Origin of the sequence: Micromonospora sp. NBRC 110038 (assembly GCF_020884815.1) — a bacterium.
GTDB lineage: Bacteria > Actinomycetota > Actinomycetes > Mycobacteriales > Micromonosporaceae > Micromonospora > Micromonospora haikouensis.
In genome coordinates this window covers 214,001-236,021 of sequence record NZ_BBOL01000003.1, presented here as the reverse complement: position 1 = coordinate 236,021, position 22,021 = coordinate 214,001, and the positions used below count along the sequence as shown (strand labels likewise).

Here is a 22,021-nt window from a genome sequence, read left to right as displayed (position 1 = left end):
CACCGCGCCGGCCGGTGCCCGCACCGGCGGCGGGCGGGGTCACCGGTACCGGTTGAAGCCGCCCTCGGAGTCGATGACCTGACCGGTGATCCACCGGGCGTCGGCGGAGCACAGGAAGCGGACGAGCCGGGCGGCGTCCTCGGGGGTCCCCCAGCGGCCGCCGGGGAAGAGCCGCGCCACGAGGGCATGGGCGCCGGGCTCGGCGTACCCGGTGTCGGTGGGGCCGGGGTTGACGCAGTTGACCGTGATGCCCTTCGGCATGAGCAGCGGGCTGAGCTGGACGGTCAGGTTCTCCAGGGCCGCCTTGCTCGCCGCGTACGCGAGCTCGGTGGGCATCGGGCCCAGCCGCTGCCCGCTGGAGAAGAGCACCAGCCGGCCGCCGTCGGTGTCGCTACCGGCGGCGAACCCGGCGGCGAACGCCTCCGCCAGCAGCAGGGTGGCCCGGACGTTGACCAGCAGGTGCCGGTCGATCTCGGTGGCGTCGAGGCCGCCCAGCGGGGTCTGCGTCGAGTACGTGTGCGCCGCCACCACCGTGTCGAGGCGGCCGAACCGGTGGACGGCCTCGCCGACGAGGGCGGCCGGTGCGGACGGGTCGAGCAGGTCGGCCCGGACGTGGGCCGCGCGGTCGCCCAGCTCGGCGAGCAGCGCCGGCACGCCCTCGGGGTCGCCGCCGTAGGGCTGCGTGTCGTCGTAGTCGGGCAGGCCGGTCAACAGCAGCCGGTGGCCTGCCGAGGCCAGGGCGCGGGCGACCGCGGCGCCGATGCCGGGGTGCCGGCTGACGCCGGTCACGAGAGCGATGCGTTCCGTCATGGCTGACAAGCCAAGCCCGCAGAGGTGAGGACCGCCAGCGATTATCGCCGCGCGGCCACCGGGCCCGGCAACCCCGAGCCCGCCGGGACCGGTGGCCGCGCGCGCGAGCGCACCGTAGCCGGGGGGTACGACACTCTCGGCGCGACGGGGCGGGGACCGGCCGGGGCCGGGGCGTCGACCGAGGCGGCGACGCCGGCTCGGACGTGCCGGTTCAGGGGCGCCGGCTCAGGCCGGGACGTCGACGAAGTGCTCGACCAGCGGCGGGCCGGCGAAGTGCGGGCCGATCAGCGCCCGCCACTGCTGGAACCGCTCGGTCTCGCGGAAGTTCTCCTCGTGGGCGGCGACGGAATCCCACTCGACCAGCAGCACGAACCGCGTCGGCGACTCGACGCCCCGGGTCATCCGCACGGAGCGGCAGCCGGGCGTGCCGGCCAGGATCTCGTGCCCCCGCGCGTACGCGGCGGCGAAGTCGTCCTCGTGTCCGGGCGTCACGTCGATGAGCGCAACCTCAAGCACCATGCCCAGAGCCTCGCACGGTGCCGGCTGAGGCCGGGCCGCCGGGGTGGCCGTGTCCACCGCCGGCGTGGAGATCAGCGCCGGCACGACACGGGATGGTCTCCTAGGAAGCCGGACGCGCGGAGAGATCCGTCACTGGAAGCCCGCTGAGAGCCCCCCGGGTGAAAGCAGGAGATGCGCTCCGGCCTCGCGATGGTGAACAATGGGTCGCGAAGGAGGGGAGTATTCCCCCGCGACGGAGTCGTCAGCACGGTCGACCGCCCCCGGCGGCGCGACCCGGCTCCGTAGGTTGTCGGCCCGCCCGCGGGTCGGCGACGGAAGAGACCTCCGACAGCCACCAGTGTCCGCGTCGCCACACCCACCCGCCCCGGCGGGCGTACGGTGTGCCCGACGCCGTGTGTCTGCCGGAGGATGGGATTGAACGTGTCCGGATTGGTGTGGGCGGGGACCCTCGTCGCACTGACAGCGGTTCTCGTCGTCGACCTGCTGATCATCGGCCGACGACCACACGAGCCGAGCGTCCGCGAGTCGAGCCTGTGGGTCGGCTTCTACGTCGGGCTGGCCCTGCTCTTCGGCGCCGGGTTGTGGGTCTTCTCCGGCCCCGGGGTGGCCGGTGAGTTCTACACCGGCTGGCTCACCGAGTACAGCCTCTCGGTGGACAACCTGTTCGTCTTCGTGATCATCATGGCCCGCTTCGGGGTGCCCCGGCAGTACCAGCAGAAGGTGCTGCTCATCGGCATCGTGCTGGCGCTGCTCATGCGCGGCGGGTTCATCGCCGCCGGTGCGGCCCTGATCACCCAGTTCTCCTGGGTCTTCTACATCTTCGGCGCGTTCCTCATCTACACGGCGGTCAACCTGGCCCGTCAGGGCGAGCCGGACGAGGACGAGTTCAGCGAGAACCTGCTGATCCGGTGGAGCCGCAAGGCGCTGCCGATCTCCAGGGACTACGACGGCGCGAAGATGACCACGCACGAGGCCGGCCGCCGGCTGTTCACCCCGATGCTGATCGTCATGATCGCCATCGGCACCACCGACCTGATCTTCGCGCTGGACTCGATCCCGGCGATCTTCGGTATCACCCAGGAGCCGTACCTGGTCTTCACTGCGAACGTCTTCGCGCTGATGGGCCTGCGCCAGCTCTACTTCCTGCTCGGCGGGCTGCTGGACCGGCTGATCTACCTCAGCTACGGCCTGGCGGTGGTGCTCGGCTTCATCGGCGTCAAGCTGGTGCTGGAGGCACTGGCCGACAACAACCTGCCGTTCGTCAACGGCGGCGACCCGGTGGCCTGGGCCCCGCACATCCCGATCTGGCTGTCCCTGACGGTCATCCTCGGCACCCTCTCGGTGGCGACCGTGGCCAGCCTGATCAAGTCGGCCCGGGACCGGCGGCGAGAGTTGGCGTCGGCGCGCGGCTGAGCCGATCGCGGCAACGGGGGCGCTTCCGGCACCGGGAGCGCCCCTTCGGCGTGTCGGGCGGCTCAGACCCGGTGCGCGCCGACCAGGGTGGCGGTCCGGTCGGCCGGCATCGCCTCCTCCAGGACCCGACGGTGCCGGTAGCAGGCGTGCAGGATGCGCCGGTCGGCGTCGCCGTCCGGGGCGGCGCTGACGAAGCCGATGTGGTGGATCTGTCGGCCCGGCCGGGCGAAGAAGTAGAGGTCGCCGACGCGTTCCGTGCCCAGGGGCAGCGGGGTGGTCGCGCCGGCCTGGTCGGCGGCGTCGCGGGGCAGCACCACGCCGAACCGCCGCCAGGCCAGGTGCACCAGGCCGGAGCAGTCGATCCCGTACGCCGACACCCCGCCCCACACGTAGGCCACGTCGCGCAGCCGGGCGGCGACGGTCAGCACGTCCGCCGGGGACGGGGGTGCGGTGGGCGGCGGCACGAGGTGCGCGTCGGGCAGCCAGAGCGGCCGGTCCTGGCCGGGGGCGTGCACCGGCCGCCAGCCGTCCACCGGGGGGCCGGCCAGGGTCAGTCGGGTGCCGAGGATGACCCCGGCGACGACCGGCTCGCCGGCCGGGGCGGCGTGCAGGGCGGTGACGGTCGCGTCGACGACCCAGGGACCGACCGGGGCCCCCTGGTTGTCGGCCGGGGCCGGGGCGGCGTCGTCCGGGGCGGGCGCGGCGTGGGCCGGCCGCGGGGTGAGCTGGGCCGCCGGCAGCCAGCCGGGGTAGCCGCGCGGGTCGAGCCGGGCCGCCGGTTGCTCGACGGCCACGACGTGCGCCCAGCCGTCCGGGCGCAGGGCGGTGACCAGCACCCGCTCGCCGAGCAGCAGCTGACTCAACACGCACTCGCCGACCTGCTGGTCGGCGTCCATGCCGGAGATCCAGGCGGCGACGTCGGCGGGCGCGTCGAGGGCGGGACGGTCGACGGGGCGTACCGCCTCGGGGCGGGACCAGAGGGTCGCGACCGCGACCCGGACGACGGCCTCGCGGCCCGGTTGCAGCTTCACGTCCACCCCCCAGTTCGCGGTGTCCCTGTCGCGACCCTATGAAAGAAAGCGCCACCTATCAATCGGTCGGCTGAATCTTTGCTTCAGTAACGGAGTCGATGCCGAGGCCGGGCGCGTCCGGCAGCACGACGGTCGCCCCGTCGTACCGGATGCCGCCCCGCACCGGCGACCAGGCCAGCCACCAGGCGGCGTCGAGGTCGGAGACGGCGCTGGTCCCGTGGGCGGCGACCAGGCTGGCCGCGGCGCCGAGCCCGACCTGGCTCTCCATCATCGAGCCGACGACCGTGCCGACGCCGTGCTCGGCGGCGAGGTCCAGCAGCGTGCGGGCGGCGTGCAGGCCGCCGCACTTGGCCAGCTTGACGTTGACCATGTCGGCGGCCCGGCGGCGGATCACCTCGACCAGGTCACGCACGCCGAACACCGACTCGTCGGCGAGGACCGGCACGCCCACCCGGTCGCTGACCCAGGCCAGCCCGTCGAGGTCCCAGCGGGACACCGGCTGCTCCACCAGCTCGACGCCGAGGCCGGCGTCCTCGATGCCGCGGATCACCCGGACCGCCTCGCGGGGGGTCCAGCCCTGGTTGGCGTCGAGCCGGATGCGCACGTCGGGGCCGACGGCCGCCCGGACCGCCCGGACCCGCTCCAGGTCGCCGGCCGCGTCGGTGCCGACCTTCAGCTTGAGCACGGAGAACCCCTCGCCGCGCCGCTGCCGTGCGGCGGCGGCCAGGTCGGTGGCGTCGCCCGCGGCGAGGGTGACGTCCGTCGGCACGCGTAGGGCCGTGCCGCCGAGCAACCGCACCAGGGGTACGCCGAGCCGGCGCGCGGCCAGGTCGTGCAGGGCGGTGTCCACCGCCGCCTTGGCGGCCTCGTTGCCGGCCACCGCCCGGCGCACCTCGGCGCACCGGGCCACGAGGTCGTCGGCGTCCCGGCCGACCAGCCCCGGTGCCAGCATCTCCCGCACGCACGCCTCGGCCCCGGCCAGCGACGCCCCGGTCACCTGCCACACCTGCGGGGCCTCGCCGAAGCCGGAGCGCCCGTCGTCGTCGACGAGTTCCACGATCAGCGTGTCGGTGGTGGTGGTGCGGCGCAGCGCGGTGACGAACGGGGTGTGCAGGGGCGCGGAAAGCCGATGGGTGCGTACCGCGGTGATCGTCATGTGCGGCACCCTATAGGTGACCCGGCGACGACAGGGGAGGCCGAATGGGCGGGCGGGACTGGGAGCTGGTGGGGGCGCCGAACGCGCGCGACCTCGGTGGCATGGTGGGGCTCGACGGCCGCCGGGTGCGGGCCGGCCGGCTGGTCCGGACCCCGGCGCTGGGCCGGTTGACCGACGAGGACCTGCCGGTGCTGGGCAAGATCGCCCCGGCCTGCGTGGTGGACCTGCGCGACGATTCGGAGATCGCGGCGGCGCCGCCGAACCGGCTGCCCGGCGAGCCCCGGGTGGTGCGCCTGCCGGTGTACGACCCGGCGCACCCGGTCTTCACGGCCGTGTCGGAGGTGCTGCTCGGGCACGACCTGCGCGCGGAGACGGCGCTGGCCCTGCAGGGCAGCCCGGCGGCGATGGCGGAGATCTACCGCTGGTTCGTCACGGGCGAGGCGGCCCGCGCGGGCTTCGGCGGGGCGGCCCGGCTGGCCGCCGACGCGGGCAACCTGCCGCTGCTGTTCCACTGCTCGGCCGGCAAGGACCGCACGGGCTGGCTGTCGGTCGTGCTGCTCACCGCGCTGGGGGTGGACGAGGCGGCGATCCGGGCGGACTACCTGCGGACCAACGCGCAGACGGAGAGCCTCAAGGAGGTCGTCCTGGCCGCGATGCGGGCCCGGCAGCCGGATCTGGCGGAGGCGGCGATCCGGCCGCTGATGGAGGTGCGCGAGGAATACCTGGACGCCGCGTACGCGGAGGTCCGGCGGGTGCACGGCTCGTTCGACGCGTACCTGCGCGACGGGCTGGGGCTGACGCGGGCGCACCTGGCGGCGCTGCGGGACAACCTGCTGGACTGAGCCCCGTCGCTGCGGGGTGCCCGGCCGGCCGCTGTTGCCCGGCCCGCCGTTCGCTGGTTACGTGCGGTGACGACTGCGGGAGGCGAGACCGATTGCGGCCAATCTTTACTCTGCGTCAGTTCCCTGCGACCCGAACAGACCTTATGCGCTCCCTTTGCTCTGCACCCATCGACGCAACACATCGTTGAGCTGGGGAAAGCCTGGCGTGGAGGCGGCGGGCGGGAGCGGCGGTCCGATGCGCTGCGTGACTGCTGCGTCCGTGGGTGCAGAGCAAAGGGCGTGCGGCAGGTCGTCTCGACGTGCCGCGGCATTTCCCAGAGTTACCTGCCGACGCCGTGCCCGGCCCTCGGCTCGGTGCCGCGCCCGGCCACCGGCCCGGCTCGGCACCGGGCCGAGCCGAGGCCCTCAGGCCGCTGCGGCCGGGCGCAGGTCGTGGCGGGCCGCCCAGACCCGGGCGGAGATGTCGGCGAGGAGCCGGCAGGCGTCCCCGTCCGCCGCGCCGCCGCCGGCCGGGTCGCCGGTGGTGCAGACGACCAGCACGTACGGCGGGGCGTCGGCCGGGTGGACCACGCCGGCGCCGTGGCGCACGCCGCGTACCCAGCCGTTCTTGTGGGCGATGCGGACGCCGTCGGGCAGGCCGGCGGCGAGGTCCTCGCGGAACTCCTGCGCGAACAGGACGTCGAGCATGGCGGCGCAGCCGGCGGGGGAGGCGAGGGGGCCGGGGCGGGTCGCGCCGGCGGTCAGCCCGCCGAGCAGGGCGGCCAGGTCGGCCGCGGTGACCAGGTTGGTGATGCCGGCCTCGCGGGCGGCGAAGTCCTCGATGCCGCGCCCGGTGACGCTGTGCCGGGCGCCGGCGGCCGCCCACGCGTCGGCGACGGCGGGCAGACCGACGTGGCGCAGACAGAGGTTGGTGGCCAGGTTGCTGGAGCGCACGATCATCCGCTCGGCCAGCCAACGCAGGGGCGCGTGGCCGCCCTCCCGCTCCCAGACGGCCTCGTCGTTGTCGTAGTGCCGGGCGCAGGCGAACCGGGGGGCGTCGGGCAGGGCGGAGTCGAACTCGTTGCGCACGTCGACGGGGGCGTCGAGGTCGAGCGTGCCGGCCTCGGCGGCCCGGTGCAGGGCCAGCAGCACGGCGACCTTCATGGTGCTGGCCGCGTAGTGGGTGGCGTCGGGGTGCCGGGTCCAGCTCGCCGGGGCGTCGACCCGGCCCGCGTACGCCGAGACGGTGCCCGGCAGTGCGTCCAGGCGGGCGTCGAGCTCGTCCCAGATCATGCGGGTGACGGTAGCCGATCCGGCCCCCGGTCGTCCGGGGGCCGGCGGCAGGGGTCAGCCGGCGTGCTTGCGGCGGGCCGTGGCGCGGGCGCGCTGGGTCTGGTCGAGCACGACCTTGCGGATGCGGACGGCGGCGGGGGTGACCTCGACGCACTCGTCCTCGCGGCAGAACTCCAGGGCCTGCTCCAGCGACAGCTTGCGCGGCGGGATCAGCTTCTCGGTCTCGTCGGAGGTCGAGGCTCGCATGTTGGTGAGCTTCTTCTCCTTGGTGATGTTGACGTCCATGTCGTCGGAGCGGGAGTTCTCCCCGACGATCATGCCCTCGTACACCTCGGTGGTGGGCTCGACGAAGAGCTGACCGCGCTCCTGGAGGTTGATCATCGCGAAGGAGGTGACCGCGCCGGCCCGGTCGGCGACCAGCGAGCCGTTGTTGCGGGTACGCAGCTCGCCGAACCACGGCTCGTAGGACTCGAAGACGTGGTGCAGGATGCCGGTGCCCCGGGTGTCGGTGAGGAACTCGGTGCGGAAGCCGATCAGGCCGCGCGCCGGGACCAGCCACTCCATCCGGATCCAGCCGGTGCCGTGGTTGACCAGCTGCTCCATCCGGCCCTTGCGGGTGGCCAGGAGCTGGGTGATCGCGCCCAGGTACTCGTCGGGGGCGTCGATGGTCAGCCGCTCGACCGGCTCGCAGATCTTGCCGTCGATCTTCCGGGTGACGACCTGCGGCTTGCCGACGGTCAGCTCGTAGGACTCGCGGCGCATCTGCTCGACGAGGATGGCCAGGGCCAGCTCGCCGCGCCCCTGCACCTCCCAGGCGTCGGGGCGCTCGGTGGGCAGGACCCGCAGCGAGACGTTGCCGACCAGCTCCTTGTCGAGGCGGTCCTTGACCATCCGGGCGGTGACCTTGGCACCCTTGACGCGGCCGACCAGCGGCGAGGTGTTGGTGCCGATGGTCATCGAGATCGCCGGCTCGTCGACGGTGATCAGCGGCAGCGGGATCGGGTTCTCGGCGTCGGCCAGCGTCTCGCCGATCATGATCTCGGGGATGCCGGCGACGGCGATGATGTCACCGGGGCCGGCCGAGTCGGCGGGCTTGCGCTCCAGGCCCTCGGTCATCAGCAGCTCGGAGATGCGGACCCGCTGGGTGCTGCCGTCGGTGCGGCACCAGGCGACGGTCTGGCCCTTGGCGATGGTGCCCTGCCGGACCCGGCACAGCGCCAGCCGGCCGAGGAACGGCGACGCGTCGAGGTTGGTGACGTGGGCCTGCAGCGGCGCGTCCTGCTCGTAGGCGGGCGGCGGGATGGTGTCGAGCAGGGCGCGGAACAGCGGCTCCAGGCTCGTGCTGTCCTGTGGGACGGAGCCGTCGGCGGGCTGGGTGAGCGAGGCGATGCCGTCGCGGGCGCAGGCGTAGACGATCGGGAAGTCGATCTGCTCCTCGTCGGCGTCCAGGTCGAGGAAGAGCTCGTAGGTGTCGTCCACGACCTCCTTGATCCGGGCGTCGGGGCGGTCCACCTTGTTGATCACCAGGATGATCGGCATCCGGGCGCGCAGCGCCTTGCGCAGCACGAAGCGGGTCTGCGGCAGCGGGCCCTCGCTGGCGTCGACCAGCAGCACCACGCCGTCGACCATGGTGAGGCCGCGCTCGACCTCGCCGCCGAAGTCGGCGTGGCCCGGGGTGTCGATGATGTTGATGGTGACCGGCTCCGACCCGTCCGCCGGCAGGTAGCGCACGCCGGTGTTCTTGGCCAGGATGGTGATGCCCTTCTCCCTTTCGAGGTCCATCGAGTCCATCACCCGCTCGGTCGTCTCGCCGCGGGCGCCGTAGGCGCCGGCCTGCCGCAACATGGCGTCGACCAGGGTGGTCTTGCCGTGGTCGACGTGAGCGATGATGGCGACGTTGCGGAGGTCGGTGCGAAGCTGCATGGGCTCCATCCTCCCGCCTGCGCGGATCAGGCGCCGCGTCGGGGTCGCCCCCCGGCCGCCGGCCGGATCCGGTGGGTGCGTGGCTGTCGGTGCCGGCGGCCCGGCTGTCATGCTGGCCGCGTGAGCCGGGGGCCGTCGTGCACGATCTGCTGAACTCGGTGCAGGGCCTGCCGCCCCTGCTGGTCTACCTGGTCGCCGCGGCGATCGTGGCCGGCGAGACGGCGGTGATCGTCGGGCTGCTGGTGCCGGGCGAGGCGACGCTGCTGCTGGTCGGCTTCCTCACGTACACCGGCGCGCTGCGGCTCGGCCCCGCCCTGCTGGTGATGATTGTCGCAGCCGTGACCGGGGACACGTTGGCGTTCCGCGCGGGCCGCCGCTACGGTCCCCGGCTGCGCGCGTCCGGCTTCGGGGCGCGGGTGGGCCCGCACCGGTGGCGGCGCGCCGACGTGCTGCTGGAGCGGCTCGGCGGGCGGGGGGTCCTCACCGCCCGCTGGGTGGCGTTCGCCCGCACCCTCGCGCCCCGCCTGGCGGGGGCGGCCGGCATGCCGTACCGCCGGTTCGCGCCGTGGAATCTCGCCGGCGTGGTGACCTGGGTGGGCGGGTCGGTGCTGGCGGGCAACCTGGCCGGGGAGTCGTACGAGACGGTGTCGCGGCTGCTGGGCCGGGCCACCGGCGCGGTGCTGGTGCTGCTCGGCGGGGTGCTCGCCGTGGTGCTGGTGGGCCGCTGGCTGGGCCGCCACCCGGATCCGGCACGGGCGCTGCTGGCCCGGGCGGCGGCGCTGCCGCCGCTGCGCTGGCTCGCCGCCCGGTACGGGGTGCTGTTCTTCCTGCTGGCGATGCGCGTCGGCCCCGGCTGGACGCTGCTGATCAACCTGGCCGCGGGGCTGGTGCTGCTGTTCGTGGCCGGCGTGGCCATCGCCTGGCTGCTCGGGGCGGCGATGCGGTGGAGCGGGCTGGCGGTGGTCGACGACGCGATCGCCGGCTGGTTCGCCGACCGGCGTACCCCGGGCGCGGCGGAGGTCGCGCTGACCGTGGTGTCCGTGTCGCGCGGCTCGGTGCTGATCGCGCTGGTGGCGGTGGTGGCCGCCGGTCGGGCGTGGCGGCAGCGTCCGTGCCCGGGTCGCGGCGGGGCGCTGCCGCGGGCCGAGCTGCTCGACGTGGTGGGCACCGTCGGCGCGTTCCTGCCGCTGGTGGTGCTCGCCGTGGTCGCCGAGGTGGTGGCGCCGGGCCGGCTCGCCTCCGGCGAGGAGGGGGTCCTGTTCGCGACGCAGAACGCGGTGATGGCGGCGAGCCTGTGCACCCTGGCCTGGCTGCTGTCGCGGGGCTCGCCCTGGCCGGTGACGGTGGCGGCGTGGACGGCCGCGGCGGCCGGGGTGGCGGCGATCGGCGGCGCGCGGCTCTATCTGGGGCAGGGCACCGCCAGCAGCACGATCACCTCGGTGCTGCTCGGGGTGGCCTGGACGGCGCTGTTCATGGTCGCCTGGGCGACGCGGGACCGGGCGGTCGGCGCGGGCGGCCCGGCCGTCGGTCGGGCCGCCCCGGGGGCGCCGGGGTGAGCAGCGGGCCGGGTCCGTCGGCCCGGCGCGCTGCCCGGACCGGCGCGCGGGCGGCGGCGGTGGTCCCGTCCCCGCCGCCGCCCGCGCGGTCCTCAGCTCCGGGCCGCCGCCGGCTCGGCCCCGTCGCGCCCCGCCCGCCCCGCGTCGCCGGCGTCGGGTGCGTCGCCGTCGGGTGCGTCGCCGGTGGGTGCCGGTGGGATCCGGCCGGGCCACCAGAAGCGGTCGCCGAGCAGGAACACCAGCGCCGGCACGAGGACCGTGCGCACCAGCAGCGTGTCGAGCAGCACGCCGATGCAGACGATGACCCCGATCTGGGTCAGCAGGATCAGCGGCAGCACGCCGAGGACGGCGAAGACCGCCGCGAGCAGCACCCCCGCGCTGGTGATCACGCCGCCGGTGACGCGCAGGGCCGAGAGCATGCCGTCGCGGGTGCCGGTGCGGCGGGCGTCCTCGCGGGCCCGGGTGACGAGGAAGATGTTGTAGTCGACGCCGAGGGCCACGAGGAAGACGAAGGCGAGCAGCAGGACGCCGCTGTCGAGCGCCGGGAACCCGAGGACGAGGTCGAACAGCAGCCACGCCGCGCCGAGGCTGGCGAAGAACGAGGCGACGACGGTGAGCACGAGCAGGGCCGGGGCGACCAGGCCGCGCAGCAGCAGCACGAGCACCGCGGCGACGAGCAGCAGGATGATCGGAAGAATCAGCCGCAGGTCCCTGCCGTCGGCCTCCTTGGAGTCGTACGTGGCGGCGACCGTGCCGCCGACGACGGCGCCGTCGAACCGCTCGACGCCGTCGACGGCGGGCGGGGCGGAGCCGGGAACCGCGGCGACGGCGGCGCGCAGCGCCTCGATCGCGCGGTCCGAGTCGGCGCTGCCCGGCTCGGCCTCGAGCACCACGTCGACCTGGGCGACGGCGGTGCCGGCGTCCCCGGGGCGGGCGGAGGCCACCCCGGGTACGGCGGTGGCGGCCGCCACCACGGCCGGCGTCGCCGCCGGGGTGGTCAGGACGGCGACCGGCTGCGTCGTGCCGGCGGGGAAGGCCCGGGCGAGGGTCTCCGCGCCGGCGACGGCCTCGGGCTTCACCCGGAACTGTTCGGTCTCGGACAGGCCGGTGCGGATGCCGAGCCCGCCGAGGGCGAGGCCGGCGAGCAGCAGCGTCGCGAGCGCCGCGACCGGCAGCGGGCGGCGGACGACGGCGGTGCCGAGCCGGCCCCACAGCCGGCCCTCACGCGCGGGGCCGCCGACCCGGGGCACGAACGGCCAGAACAGCCCCCGGCCGAAGAGCACCAGCGCGGCGGGGAGGACGAACAGCGCCGACAGCATGGCGAACACGATGCCGGTGGCGCAGGCCACGGCGAGGGCCCGGTTGTTCTCCTGCTCCGACAGCAGCAGGGTGAGCACACCGAGCACGACGGTGCCGCCGCTGGCGAGGATGGGTTCGGCGGTGCGGCGTAGGGCGGCGCGCATCGCGGCGAAGCGGTCGGCCTCGCGGCGCAGTTCCTCCCGGTAGCGGGCGATGAGCAGCAGGGCGTAGTCGGTGGCGGCGCCGAAGACGAGGACGCTGGCGATGCCGGTGACCGCGCCCTCCTGGAGGTGGATGCCGAGGGCGGGGACGATGGTGTCGACGGCCCGCAGCGTGAGCTGTTCGGTGGCCCCGACGACGACGAGCGGCACGATCCACAGGAACGGGCTGCGGTAGGTGACGAGCAGCAGCAGCGCGACGACGCCCGCGGTGACGGCGAGCAGCGTGACGTCCGCGCCCTCGAAGACCTGCGTCAGGTCGGCGGTGAACGCGGGGGCGCCGGTGACCTGCGCGGTGAGGCCGGTGGGCAGGCCGTCGAGGGCCGCGCGCAGGTCGGCCACCGCGTCGGCGACGGCCGTCTGGCCGTCGGCGGTGGACATCGGTACGGCGAGCAGCGCCACGGTGCCGTCGGGTGAGGTCTGCGGCGGGCTGACCCGACCGCCGACGGCGAAGCGGCCCAGCTCGCCGGCGCGGGCGGTGATCGCCGCGCGGTCCGGCTCGGTGAGGGGGGCGCCGTCGGCGCGGCTGACGACGACGATCGCGGGTTGGACGTCGCGGGAGGGCAGCTCGTCCTGGAGCCGTTCGACCTGGGTGGACTGCCACTGCACGGACAGCCCGGTGGACGAGACGGAGGCGGGGTTGTCGGGCTTCGGGAGCCCGAAGACGACCGCGCTGAGGACGATCGCGGCGGCCACGGTGAGCCAGGCGGCGAGCCGGCCGCGGGCGACGCGGGTGAACACAGACATCGGGTTCCCTCGTGGTTGTCGGGGTGGGGCGCGGGGCACCGGTGGGCGGGCTCGGCCGGCGATCGCGAAGGACCCGATTGTCGCGCCTGCCGAGTATCTTGATAAGCGAGATTATCGACAGCTCGACTATGCTGCAACCGGCACGCACGGGGGGAGGGGAAGCGACGTCGTGGCAACGCACGGCATGTACCGGAGACGGGAAACGCGACGCGAGCAGCTCGTCGCCGACATCACCAACGATCTGCGGCGCTACTCGTCCGACGCCCAGCACATCGGGCACGCCTTCGCCGGCCTGCACGGCCTCAACGGCACCGACCTGCACGCGCTCATCGCCGTCATGGACGCCGAACTCGCCGGCGCCCCGATCACCCCGGGCCGGCTGGGGGAGAAGCTCAACCTGTCCTCCGGCTCGGTGACCGCCCTGATCGACCGGCTGGAGCGCGCCGGCCACGTCCGCCGTGACCGCGACACCGGCGACCGCCGCAAGGTCTTCCTGCGCTACGCCGACCGGGGCGCCGCGCTGGCCATGGAGTTCTTCCAGCCGCTCGGCCACCGCACCGACGCCGCGATGGCCGGCTTCAGCGACGACGAGCTGGAGGTGGTGCGCCGCTTCATGACGGTCATGGTGGCCACCATGCGGGAGCATCTCGACCAGGTCCGGGCGACCCGCCCGGAGCCGGCGCACCGCGAACCGCGCTGACCCGCCCGCCCGGCCGGCGGGCGACCGGGGCGGGTGACGTGCCCGCCGCCGGCAACGGAACTGCCTGGCAGAACAGAGAAAACGCCCGCCGCGCGGCGGAGTACGCCGGGCGCGGCGGGCGCGGGTGCGCTGCGGCGACGGCCGGGATCGTCGACCCGACCGCCGTCACCGGCACGGAGCTACATCGCGCGGACGTTGTCCGCCTGCGGGCCCTTCTGCCCCTGGGTCACCTCGAACTCGACCTTCTGGCCCTCGTTGAGTTCCCGGTAGCCGCTCGACGCGATGGCCGAGTAGTGGACGAACACGTCCGGACCTCCGCCGTCCTGCTCGATGAAGCCGAAGCCCTTTTCCGAGTTGAACCACTTGACCGTGCCGGTAGCCATGCATCTCTCCCTGTTCAAAGCGGGTGAGCACCGACCGCTGGTCGATGATCGCCCTGTACCTCCCCGAGAGTAACCGGCAAAACCCGGATCTGCTGGACGAAGTGCCGCAGGGCGTATCCGAAAATGCCCGCGCCCCGGGCGCAGCCCTGGGAAAACCCGCCCGGCGGCGCCCCGCCTGCGGCATGCTTGCCCCGATGACAAGTCCCGCAGCCACCGCGCTGGCCGTGCTGGAGCGGGAGATCGACGTGCCGGGCGAGGGGCTGGACCGCCTGCGGCTCGTCGCCACCCCCTTCGTGCCCGAGGTGCGGCTGCACCTCGCCGAGGACGCCATCGTCTGGTGGGCCCGGATGGAGGCCGCCGCCGGCCACGCCCTGCCGCCGCCGTACTGGGCCTCGGCCTGGGCCGGCGGCCAAGCCCTGGCCCGGCACCTGCTCGACCACCCCGAGCTGGCCGCCGGCCGCCGGGTGCTCGACCTGGCCGCCGGCTCGGGGCTCGTCGCGATCGCCGCCGCGCTGGCCGGCGCGGCCCGGGTCGTGGCCAACGACATCGACCCGTACGCCGTCGCGGCGGTCACCGTCAACGCCCGCGCCAACCGGGTCGCCGTCGCCGCGATGGGCGAGGACCTGCTCGACTCCGACGCGCCGGACGCGGACCTGCTCGTCGCCGGGGACGTCTTCTACGACCGGGAGATGGCGGGCCGGATGCTGCCGTTCCTGCGTCGCGCCGTGGCCCGGGGCGCGCGGGTGCTGGTGGGCGACCCCGGCCGGGGGCACCTGCCCCGCGACCTGCTGGACCCGGTGGCCAGCTACCGGGTGCCCACCACCGAGCCGGCCGTCGACTCCCCGGTGCGCCGGGTGGAGGTGCTGCGGCCCCGGGCCGGCGGGCCTGACCCCGAGGCGGGATCAGGGTCGGCTGGGGGATCAAACCCGATGCCGGACGTGGCGGACCGGCCGTAGCGTACGGACCATGGCGGAATGGACGCACCAGGTCGGGGAGCTGCCCACCATCCTGTTGGTGGGGGTGCTCGGGGTGGTGATGCTCTTCGACGCCGTACCGCTGGTGGGGGTGCTGGTCCCCGGCGACGTCGCGGTCCTCGCCGCGGTCGGCGTCGGGCGGCCGGCCACCGCCGCGAGCACCGTCGCCGCCGTGGTCGCCGGCTGCGTGGCCGGCTGGTCGCTGAGCTTCCTCGTCGGCCGCCGCTACGGCGACCGGCTGCGGCACAGCCGCGTCGGCGGCTGGATCGGGGAGTCCCGCTGGGCGGCGGCCGAGTCCGTCCTGCGCCGGGGCGGCGGCCGGATGGTGCTGGTCGCGCCCTTCCTGCCGGTGTTCAACGCGCTGCTGCCGCTGGCCGCGGGCGGCCTGCGGATGTCGTACCGCAGGTTCCTGGCCTGCGCGAGCGTCGGGGCCGCGCTCTGGGCCGGCCTCTACGTGGCCCTCGGCACGCTGTCCCGCTCGCTGGCCGGGCTGCTGCCGGTGGACGTCTCGCCGCTGCTGGTCACCATGGCGGTGGGTCTGCTGCTGGCCGGCGTGGTGCTGCTCGTCACGCGCCGCGGGCTGCGCGGCGCCGTCCCCGCCGCCCCGGCGGCCTGAGCCCCGGGCGGGCGACGGCGCCGCCGCCGGTCACCAGCCGCGGGCCCGCCACTGCGGCAGCGACGGGCGCTCCGCGCCGAGGGTGCTGTCCCGGCCGTGCCCCGGGTAGAACCAGGTCTCGTCGGGCAGCCGGTCGAACAGCCGGTGCTCGACGTCGTCGACGAGCTGACCGAACCGCTGCGGGTCCCGGTCGGTGTTGCCGACCCCGCCGGGGAAGAGGCTGTCGCCGGTGAACAGGTGCGGCACGCCCGCCGGGTCGCGGTAGAGCAGGGCGATCGAGCCCGGCGTGTGCCCCCGCAGGTGGATCACCTCCAGCTCGCGGTCGCCGACGGCCACCGTGTCGCCGTCGGTCAGCGGCTGCGCCGGGATCGGCAGGCCCGCGGCGTCGTCGGCGTGCACCAGCGCCCGCGCGCCGGTCTTCGCGACGACCTCCTCCAGCGCGACCCAGTGGTCCATGTGCTGGTGGGTGGTGACCACGGTGGCCAGGCCGGCGTCGCCGACCAGCTCCAGCAGCCGGGGCGCCTCGTTGGCCGCGTCGATCAGCAGCTGCTCGCCGGTGTCGCGGCACCGCAGCAGGTAGGCGTTGTTGTCCATCGGCCCCACCGACACCTTGGTGATGGTGAGCCCGTCGAGCTCGCGTACGGCCGGCGCGCCGCCGGGGCTGACGTCTCCGCTGTAGGTCATGCGTCCTTACATCCATTCCGGTGGGGTCGGCAGGGGACCGTCGGGGGTGACGGCGAGCGTGTCGGCGCCGCCGCGGCCGGTCAGCCAGGCGGCGAGCCCGTGGGCGGGGCCGGTGACGGTGGGTGCGCCGTCGGGATCGCCGACGACCACCTCGTGGCTGCTGCCGTCGAAGCGCAGCACCAGCGCCGGGGCGTCGTCCCGGCCGGCGAGGCCGGCGGTGACCTCGTGCAGCAGCCGCTGGGCGAACGCCTCCGGCCAGTCGGCCGGCGTGTAGCCGGCAGCCAGGTCGACGTGGTGCACCTCGACCTCCCGCAGCCGCCCCCAGACCAGCATGGCCGCCGGCCACGGGCCGCGCCGGGTCTCCACGGTCGCCGCCCACGCCTGCACGGGCATCGCGGCGACCGCCTCGGCGAACCGCTCGGCCGAGCGGCGCAGGTCGTCCAGGAGGGCGGCGGGCGTTCGGGCCGCCCCGGTGGCGATGTCGGCGGCGCGGGCCGCGGTGCTGGCGTACATCGGGATCCGCTCGCCGGTGCGGGCGGAGGTGAGCAGGTTGACGAACCCGTCGGCGTTGCGGGCCAGGTGGGTCAGCACGTGCGCCCGGGTCCAGCCGGGCAGCAGCGACGGCGCGGCGACGTCCGCGTCGTCGAGGGCCGCGGCGGTGCGCAGCAGCCGGGCCGTGGCGTCGTCGAGGTCACCGGTCAGCAGCAGCGGGTCCGCGGTCACGCACCGAACCCTAGCCGCCCGCGGCCCCGGCGTCGCCGTGGAAATCGCTTTCGGCGCGTCGGCGCGGCCCCTACCGTCGGCGGTGCAACGCGACACCGGGGACTCGGAGGAGGTGGTGCCCATGCCGGTCGAAGCACGCGTGTCGCCCCACCGTATCCACCGACCCTGAAGAGGTTGCCATGTCCATCGAACTGACCGCCCTCGGCTGGGACGCCGAACGGGCGGCCCACGCCCGCACCCGCGCCGGCCGGACTCCGGGCCGGGTGGCCCGCGTCGACCGGGGCGTGTGCACCGTGCTCGGCGCGGACGGGCCGGTCCGCGCCACCCTCGGCGCGGCGGTGCTCGCCGACGCGGCCCGCGACCTGACCCGGCTGCCCTGCGCCGGCGACTGGGTGCTGCTGCACGCCTGGCCCGACGGGCCGGTCACCGTCGAGTCCGTGCTGCCCCGGCGCACGGCGCTGGTGCGTCGCACCGCCGGCAAGGACGCCAGCGGGCAGGTGCTCGCCGCCAACCTCGACGCCGCGGCCGTCGTCGAGCCGGTGCACCCCGAGCCGGACGTCGCCCGCATCGAGCGGCTGCTGTCCCTGGCGCACGAGTCCGGGGCCACGCCACTGGTGGTGCTCACCAAGGCCGACCTCGCCGCCGACCCGGCGGCGATCGCCCGGCAGCTCGCCGGCGTCGCGCCCGGGGTGCCGGTGCTGCCGGTCAGCGCCGAGCGCGGCGACGGCCTCGACGCGCTGCGCCCGCACGTCGCCCCGGGCCGCACCCTCGCCCTGCTCGGCCCGTCCGGGGCCGGCAAGTCGAGCCTGGTCAACGCACTGGCCGGGGCGGTGGTGATGCCGACCCAGGCGATCCGCCGGGTCGACGGCAAGGGCCGGCACACCACCACCTGGCGGGCGCTGGTGCTGGTGCCGGGCGGCGGCGCGGTGCTGGACACCCCGGGGGTACGCGCGGTCGGCCTGCTCGACGGCGCGGCGGGCCTGGACCGGGCCTTCGCCGACATCGCCGCGCTGGCCACGGGCTGCCGGTACGGCGACTGCGCGCACGACGCCGAGCCGGGCTGCGCCGTGCGCGACGCCCTCGCCGCCGGGGAGCTGGCCGTCCGGCGGTACGACAGCTGGCGCCGGTTGCAGCGGGAGGTCGCCTTCGAGAGCCGGCGTCGGGAGGCCCGGCTGGCCGCCGAGCGCCGGGGCGGCTGGCGCGGCGGGCGGCGACGGACGGCCCGGCCGTGACTGTCGGTGTTGCCGGGGTAGCGGGGAGCTGACCGCGGCGGCGGCCGGTCGCCGGGGTGTCGGTGCCGGGCGAGGGCGATGGGCCGGGGCCGTGACGGGGCCCGGCGCGACCGGGTTGAGCTGGGGGAATGTGCGGGCGCGGAAAGTTGTCGTACCTCGGGGCTAGAGTTGCCGAGGCGCTTCTTCTGCGCCCGCACGACCGTTCGGGGCCGTCCCGGAAGCCTCCCGGCCGCCCCGAGCGCCCAGATCCTCCTCGCCTTCTTCACCGGGAGTACACGGACAGTGGCCGACCGACTGATCATCCGTGGCGCGCGCGAGCACAACCTGCGTGACGTCAGTCTCGACCTGCCCCGGGACGCCCTGATCGTCTTCACCGGGCTCTCCGGGTCCGGCAAGTCGAGCCTGGCCTTCGACACCATCTTCGCCGAGGGGCAGCGCCGCTACGTCGAGTCGCTGTCGTCGTACGCCCGGCAGTTCCTCGGCCAGATGGACAAGCCGGACGTCGACTTCATCGAGGGCCTCAGCCCCGCCGTCTCCATCGACCAGAAGTCCACCTCGCGCAACCCGCGCTCGACCGTCGGCACGATCACCGAGGTCTACGACTACCTGCGGCTGCTCTACGCGCGGGTCGGCGAGCCGCACTGCCCGGTCTGCGGCGAGCGGATCTCCCGGCAGAGCCCGCAGCAGATCGTCGACCGGGTCCTCGCGATGGCCGAGGGCACCCGGTTCATGGTGCTCGCCCCGGTGGTGCGCGGCCGCAAGGGCGAGTACGTCGACCTCTTCGCCGAGCTCCAGGGCAAGGGCTACGCGCGGGCCCGGGTCGACGGCGTGGTGCACCCGCTGACCGAGCCGCCGAAGCTCAAGAAGCAGGAGAAGCACACCATCGAGGTGGTGATCGACCGGCTCACCGTCAAGCCCAGCGCCAAGCAGCGGCTGACCGACTCGGTCGAGGCGGCGCTCGGCCTCTCCGGCGGCCTGGTCCTGCTCGACTTCGTCGACCTCGCCGAGGACGACCCCGACCGGGAACGCCGCTACTCCGAGCACCTGGCCTGCCCCAACGACCACCCCCTCGCGATCGAGGACCTGGAGCCCCGGGTCTTCTCGTTCAACGCCCCCTACGGCGCGTGCCCCGAGTGCACCGGCCTGGGCACCAAGAAGGAGGTCGACCCGGAGCTGGTCGTCCCCGACCCGGAGCGCACCCTGCGCGAGGGCGCGATCCAGCCCTGGTCGTCCGGGCACAACCTGGAATACTTCCTGCGCCTGCTGGAGGCGCTGGGCGAGGCCGAGCACTTCGACGTCGACACCCCGTGGCGGGCGCTGCCGGCGCGGGCGCAGAAGACGATCCTGCACGGCTCCGGCGACCAGGTGCACGTGCGCTACCGCAACAAGTTCGGCCGCGAGCGTTCCTACTACACCGGCTTCGAGGGCGTGGTGCAGTGGATCGAGCGCCGGCACACCGACACCGAGAGCGAGTGGTCGCGGGAGAAGTACGAGGGCTACATGCGCGACGTGCCCTGCGCGGCCTGCGGCGGCGCGCGGCTCAAGCCCGAGGTCCTCGCGGTCACCCTGGCCGGCAAGAGCATCGCCGAGGTGTGCAACCTGTCGGTGGGCGAGTGCGCCGAGCTGCTGGCCGGCATCGAGCTGACCGACCGGCAGAAGATGATCGCCGAGCGGGTGCTCAAGGAGATCAACGCCCGGCTGCGGTTCCTGCTCGACGTCGGGCTGGACTACCTCTCCCTGGACCGCCCGGCCGGCACCCTGTCCGGCGGCGAGGCGCAGCGCATCCGGCTGGCCACCCAGATCGGCTCCGGCCTGGTCGGCGTGCTCTACGTGCTCGACGAGCCGTCCATCGGCCTGCACCAGCGTGACAACCACCGGCTCATCGAGACGCTGGTGCGGCTGCGCGGGCTGGGCAACACCCTGATCGTCGTCGAGCACGACGAGGACACCATCCGCACCGCCGACTGGATCGTCGACATCGGGCCGGGCGCGGGCGAGCACGGCGGGCGCATCGTGCACTCCGGGTCGGTGCCGGACCTGCTGGCCAACCCGGAGTCGGTGACCGGGGCGTACCTGTCGGGCCGGCGGGAGATCCCGACGCCGACGGGCCGCCGGCCGCAGACCCCGGGCCGGGAGCTGGTGGTGCACGGCGCGCGGGAGCACAACCTGCGCAACCTGACCGTGTCGTTCCCGCTGGGCCAGCTCATCGCGGTCACCGGGGTCAGCGGCTCGGGCAAGTCGACGCTGGTCAACGACATCCTGCACGCGGTGCTGGCCAACCAGATCAACGGGGCGCGGCACGTGCCGGGCCGGCACACCCGGGTCAGCGGCCTGGAGCACGTGGACAAGGTCGTCGGCGTCGACCAGTCGCCGATCGGCCGCACGCCCCGGTCCAACCCGGCGACGTACACGGGGGTCTGGGACCACGTCCGCAAGCTGTTCGCCGAGACCACGGAGGCCAAGGTCCGGGGGTACGGTCCGGGCCGGTTCTCGTTCAACGTCAAGGGCGGCCGGTGCGAGGCGTGCTCCGGCGACGGCACCATCAAGATCGAGATGAACTTCCTGCCCGACGTCTACGTCCCGTGCGAGGTGTGCAAGGGGGCCCGGTACAACCGGGAGACCCTGGAGGTGCACTACAAGGGCAAGACGGTCTCCGACGTGCTGGAGATGCCGATCGAGGAGGCGGCGGAGTTCTTCTCCGCGATCCCGGCCATCCACCGGCACCTCAAGACGCTTGTCGACGTCGGCCTGGGCTACGTCCGGCTGGGCCAGCCCGCGCCGACGCTCTCCGGCGGCGAGGCGCAGCGGGTCAAGCTCGCCTCCGAGCTGCAGAAGCGTTCCACCGGCCGCACGGTCTACGTGCTGGACGAGCCGACCACCGGCCTGCACTTCGAGGACATCCGCAAGTTGCTGATGGTGCTGGAGGGGCTGGTCGACAAGGGCAACACGGTGATCACCATCGAGCACAACCTCGACGTGATCAAGACGGCCGACTGGCTGATCGACATGGGCCCCGAGGGCGGCCACCGGGGCGGCACGGTGCTGGCCACCGGCACCCCCGAGGAGGTCGCCGAGGTGCCCGAGAGCCACACCGGCCGGTTCCTGCGCCCGGTGCTCGGGCTCGACGGGGAGGCCCGGGGCGCGAAGGCGGCCACCGGGCGGGCCGCGAAGGCCAACGGCGCCCCGGCCCGCCCCCGGGCCCGCAAGGTCGCGGCGGCGGCCCGCTGAGGCTGCCGCGCACGCCGACAAGGGGCGTCCCGGTTCGTCCGGGGCGCCCCTTCGCGTCGCCGCCGCCCTGCTCCTGCTCCGAGCCCGCCCCGGCCGGCCCGTGGGCCCGCCGCCAAACGATCACTGTGGTCGATTTGTTGAACCTTCAGGCACAGTGATCCGTGGACCCCAACGAGGCCCGGGCCCCCCTTCGGACCGGGCAGTCGACAGAGAGGCCAGACATGAGTGACGAGCAGGTGCAGACCGGGCCGGCCACGCAGACGCGGCGCGCCCTCCTCGCCGGTGCCGGCGCGCTGGGCGCGGCGGTCGTCCTGTCGGCGTGCGGCGGCGACGACTCCGACGACTCCGCCGGCGGCGACCCCGCCCCGAGCGGCGGCGCGGCGGCGACCGGCGGCGCCGGCGACTCCGGCGCGCTGGCCAGCACCGCCGACGTCCCGGTCGGCGGCGGCCTGATCCTGGCCGCGAAGGGCGTGGTGATCACCCAGCCCGAGGCCGGCACGTTCAAGGGCTTCGACCCGATCTGCACCCACCAGGGCTGCCCGGTGTCGAACGTCGACGGCGGCACCATCAACTGCACCTGCCACATGAGCAAGTTCTCCATCACCGACGGCTCGGTGAAGTCGGGCCCGGCGACGACGCCCCTCGCGGCCAAGGAGCTCAAGGTCGACGGCGACCAGATCACCCTCGCCTGAACG

At 74.6% G+C, this 22,021-nt stretch carries 19 protein-coding genes; 9 read left to right on the top strand and 10 right to left on the bottom strand.

The annotated features are described in order from the left end of the window. Positions 1-39 precede the first annotated feature (39 nt). Both LPU61_RS12735 and LPU61_RS12730 read right to left on the bottom strand, forming a co-directional pair. Complete coding sequence (locus tag LPU61_RS12735) at positions 40-810, bottom strand: SDR family oxidoreductase (RefSeq protein ID WP_229405020.1); 771 nt, start codon at positions 808-810, stop codon at positions 40-42. Between the two features lie 225 nt (positions 811-1,035). Further along, positions 1,036-1,329, bottom strand: coding sequence for an antibiotic biosynthesis monooxygenase (locus LPU61_RS12730; protein ID WP_043969328.1), 294 nt, complete (start codon positions 1,327-1,329; stop codon positions 1,036-1,038). A 414-nt stretch (positions 1,330-1,743) separates the two neighbouring features. On the opposite strand from LPU61_RS12730, the gene LPU61_RS12725 reads away from it, so the two are divergent. Then, a complete protein-coding gene (locus LPU61_RS12725) occupies positions 1,744-2,742 on the top strand; it encodes a TerC family protein (protein WP_043967463.1) in 999 nt (332 codons plus the stop codon). Positions 2,743-2,804: 62 nt separating this feature from the next. Here the strand turns inward: LPU61_RS12725 and LPU61_RS12720 are convergent, their stop codons facing one another. Further along, complete coding sequence (locus tag LPU61_RS12720) at positions 2,805-3,773, bottom strand: NlpC/P60 family protein (protein ID WP_229405019.1); 969 nt, start codon at positions 3,771-3,773, stop codon at positions 2,805-2,807. Positions 3,774-3,831: 58 nt separating this feature from the next. Then, a complete protein-coding gene (locus tag LPU61_RS12715; protein WP_229405018.1) occupies positions 3,832-4,929 on the bottom strand; it encodes a mandelate racemase/muconate lactonizing enzyme family protein in 1,098 nt (365 codons plus the stop codon). Between the two features lie 44 nt (positions 4,930-4,973). Between LPU61_RS12715 and LPU61_RS12710 the strand changes: the two genes are divergently transcribed. Continuing rightward, entirely contained in the window at positions 4,974-5,771 is a 798-nt protein-coding gene (locus tag LPU61_RS12710; RefSeq protein ID WP_043967467.1) for a tyrosine-protein phosphatase, read from the top strand. Between the two features lie 405 nt (positions 5,772-6,176). On the opposite strand, the gene LPU61_RS12705 is transcribed toward LPU61_RS12710, so the two are convergent. Continuing rightward, positions 6,177-7,043, bottom strand: a complete 867-nt coding sequence (locus LPU61_RS12705; protein ID WP_043967469.1) for a serine hydrolase — start codon at positions 7,041-7,043, stop codon at positions 6,177-6,179. Between the two features lie 54 nt (positions 7,044-7,097). Continuing rightward, entirely contained in the window at positions 7,098-8,966 is a 1,869-nt protein-coding gene (gene typA / locus LPU61_RS12700; RefSeq protein WP_229405017.1) for a translational GTPase TypA, read from the bottom strand. A 137-nt stretch (positions 8,967-9,103) separates the two neighbouring features. On the opposite strand from typA, the gene LPU61_RS12695 reads away from it, so the two are divergent. Continuing rightward, positions 9,104-10,522, top strand: coding sequence for a DedA family protein (locus tag LPU61_RS12695; RefSeq protein WP_229405016.1), 1,419 nt, complete (start codon positions 9,104-9,106; stop codon positions 10,520-10,522). Positions 10,523-10,614: 92 nt separating this feature from the next. On the opposite strand, the gene LPU61_RS12690 is transcribed toward LPU61_RS12695, so the two are convergent. Then, entirely contained in the window at positions 10,615-12,786 is a 2,172-nt protein-coding gene (locus LPU61_RS12690) for an efflux RND transporter permease subunit (RefSeq protein ID WP_082106549.1), read from the bottom strand. 184 nt (positions 12,787-12,970) lie between these two features. Between LPU61_RS12690 and LPU61_RS12685 the strand changes: the two genes are divergently transcribed. Further along, complete coding sequence (locus LPU61_RS12685; protein ID WP_043967471.1) at positions 12,971-13,486, top strand: MarR family winged helix-turn-helix transcriptional regulator; 516 nt, start codon at positions 12,971-12,973, stop codon at positions 13,484-13,486. A 179-nt stretch (positions 13,487-13,665) separates the two neighbouring features. Here the strand turns inward: LPU61_RS12685 and LPU61_RS12680 are convergent, their stop codons facing one another. After that, a complete protein-coding gene (locus LPU61_RS12680) occupies positions 13,666-13,869 on the bottom strand; it encodes a cold-shock protein (protein ID WP_043967472.1) in 204 nt (67 codons plus the stop codon). 182 nt (positions 13,870-14,051) lie between these two features. Here LPU61_RS12680 and LPU61_RS12675 point away from each other — a divergent pair, with 182 nt between their 5' ends. Both LPU61_RS12675 and LPU61_RS12670 read left to right on the top strand, forming a co-directional pair. After that, complete coding sequence (locus LPU61_RS12675; RefSeq protein ID WP_229405015.1) at positions 14,052-14,825, top strand: methyltransferase; 774 nt, start codon at positions 14,052-14,054, stop codon at positions 14,823-14,825. Between the two features lie 10 nt (positions 14,826-14,835). Further along, the gene (locus tag LPU61_RS12670; RefSeq protein ID WP_043967475.1) at positions 14,836-15,459 is read left to right on the top strand and encodes a DedA family protein; all 624 of its coding nucleotides are present in this window, start codon (positions 14,836-14,838) and stop codon (positions 15,457-15,459) included. 30 nt (positions 15,460-15,489) lie between these two features. Here the strand turns inward: LPU61_RS12670 and LPU61_RS12665 are convergent, their stop codons facing one another. Further along, entirely contained in the window at positions 15,490-16,143 is a 654-nt protein-coding gene (locus tag LPU61_RS12665) for an MBL fold metallo-hydrolase (RefSeq protein WP_043967477.1), read from the bottom strand. A 6-nt stretch (positions 16,144-16,149) separates the two neighbouring features. Further along, positions 16,150-16,866: a maleylpyruvate isomerase family mycothiol-dependent enzyme gene (locus LPU61_RS12660; protein ID WP_043967480.1), complete on the bottom strand. Its 717-nt coding sequence runs from the start codon at positions 16,864-16,866 to the stop codon at positions 16,150-16,152. Between the two features lie 179 nt (positions 16,867-17,045). Between LPU61_RS12660 and rsgA the strand changes: the two genes are divergently transcribed. The 3 genes from rsgA (at position 17,046) to LPU61_RS12645 (ending at position 22,018) form a co-directional block, all read left to right on the top strand. Further along, positions 17,046-18,098, top strand: coding sequence for a ribosome small subunit-dependent GTPase A (rsgA, locus tag LPU61_RS12655; protein ID WP_229405014.1), 1,053 nt, complete (start codon positions 17,046-17,048; stop codon positions 18,096-18,098). A 282-nt stretch (positions 18,099-18,380) separates the two neighbouring features. Beyond that, positions 18,381-21,326, top strand: coding sequence for an excinuclease ABC subunit UvrA (uvrA, locus tag LPU61_RS12650; RefSeq protein ID WP_043967484.1), 2,946 nt, complete (start codon positions 18,381-18,383; stop codon positions 21,324-21,326). Between the two features lie 221 nt (positions 21,327-21,547). Next, the gene (locus LPU61_RS12645) at positions 21,548-22,018 is read left to right on the top strand and encodes a Rieske (2Fe-2S) protein (protein ID WP_229405013.1); all 471 of its coding nucleotides are present in this window, start codon (positions 21,548-21,550) and stop codon (positions 22,016-22,018) included. Positions 22,019-22,021: the final 3 nt, after the last annotated feature.

Bases quoted from the DNA above. Each gene is read 5' to 3' on its own strand.
- LPU61_RS12665 (WP_043967477.1), bottom strand. From the start codon at position 16,143: ATGACCTACAGCGGAGACGTCAGCCCCGGCGGCGCGCCGGCCGTACGC.
- rsgA (WP_229405014.1), top strand. From the start codon at position 17,046: ATGTCCATCGAACTGACCGCCCTCGGCTGGGACGCCGAACGGGCGGCC.
- LPU61_RS12735 (WP_229405020.1), bottom strand. From the start codon at position 810: ATGACGGAACGCATCGCTCTCGTGACCGGCGTCAGCCGGCACCCCGGC.
- LPU61_RS12690 (WP_082106549.1), bottom strand. From the start codon at position 12,786: ATGTCTGTGTTCACCCGCGTCGCCCGCGGCCGGCTCGCCGCCTGGCTC.
- LPU61_RS12645 (WP_229405013.1), top strand. From the start codon at position 21,548: ATGAGTGACGAGCAGGTGCAGACCGGGCCGGCCACGCAGACGCGGCGC.
- LPU61_RS12730 (WP_043969328.1), bottom strand. From the start codon at position 1,329: ATGGTGCTTGAGGTTGCGCTCATCGACGTGACGCCCGGACACGAGGAC.
- LPU61_RS12685 (WP_043967471.1), top strand. From the start codon at position 12,971: ATGTACCGGAGACGGGAAACGCGACGCGAGCAGCTCGTCGCCGACATC.
- LPU61_RS12715 (WP_229405018.1), bottom strand. From the start codon at position 4,929: ATGACGATCACCGCGGTACGCACCCATCGGCTTTCCGCGCCCCTGCAC.
- LPU61_RS12705 (WP_043967469.1), bottom strand. From the start codon at position 7,043: ATGATCTGGGACGAGCTCGACGCCCGCCTGGACGCACTGCCGGGCACC.
- LPU61_RS12670 (WP_043967475.1), top strand. From the start codon at position 14,836: ATGGCGGAATGGACGCACCAGGTCGGGGAGCTGCCCACCATCCTGTTG.
- LPU61_RS12710 (WP_043967467.1), top strand. From the start codon at position 4,974: ATGGGCGGGCGGGACTGGGAGCTGGTGGGGGCGCCGAACGCGCGCGAC.
- LPU61_RS12680 (WP_043967472.1), bottom strand. From the start codon at position 13,869: ATGGCTACCGGCACGGTCAAGTGGTTCAACTCGGAAAAGGGCTTCGGC.
- LPU61_RS12675 (WP_229405015.1), top strand. From the start codon at position 14,052: ATGCTTGCCCCGATGACAAGTCCCGCAGCCACCGCGCTGGCCGTGCTG.
- typA (WP_229405017.1), bottom strand. From the start codon at position 8,966: ATGCAGCTTCGCACCGACCTCCGCAACGTCGCCATCATCGCTCACGTC.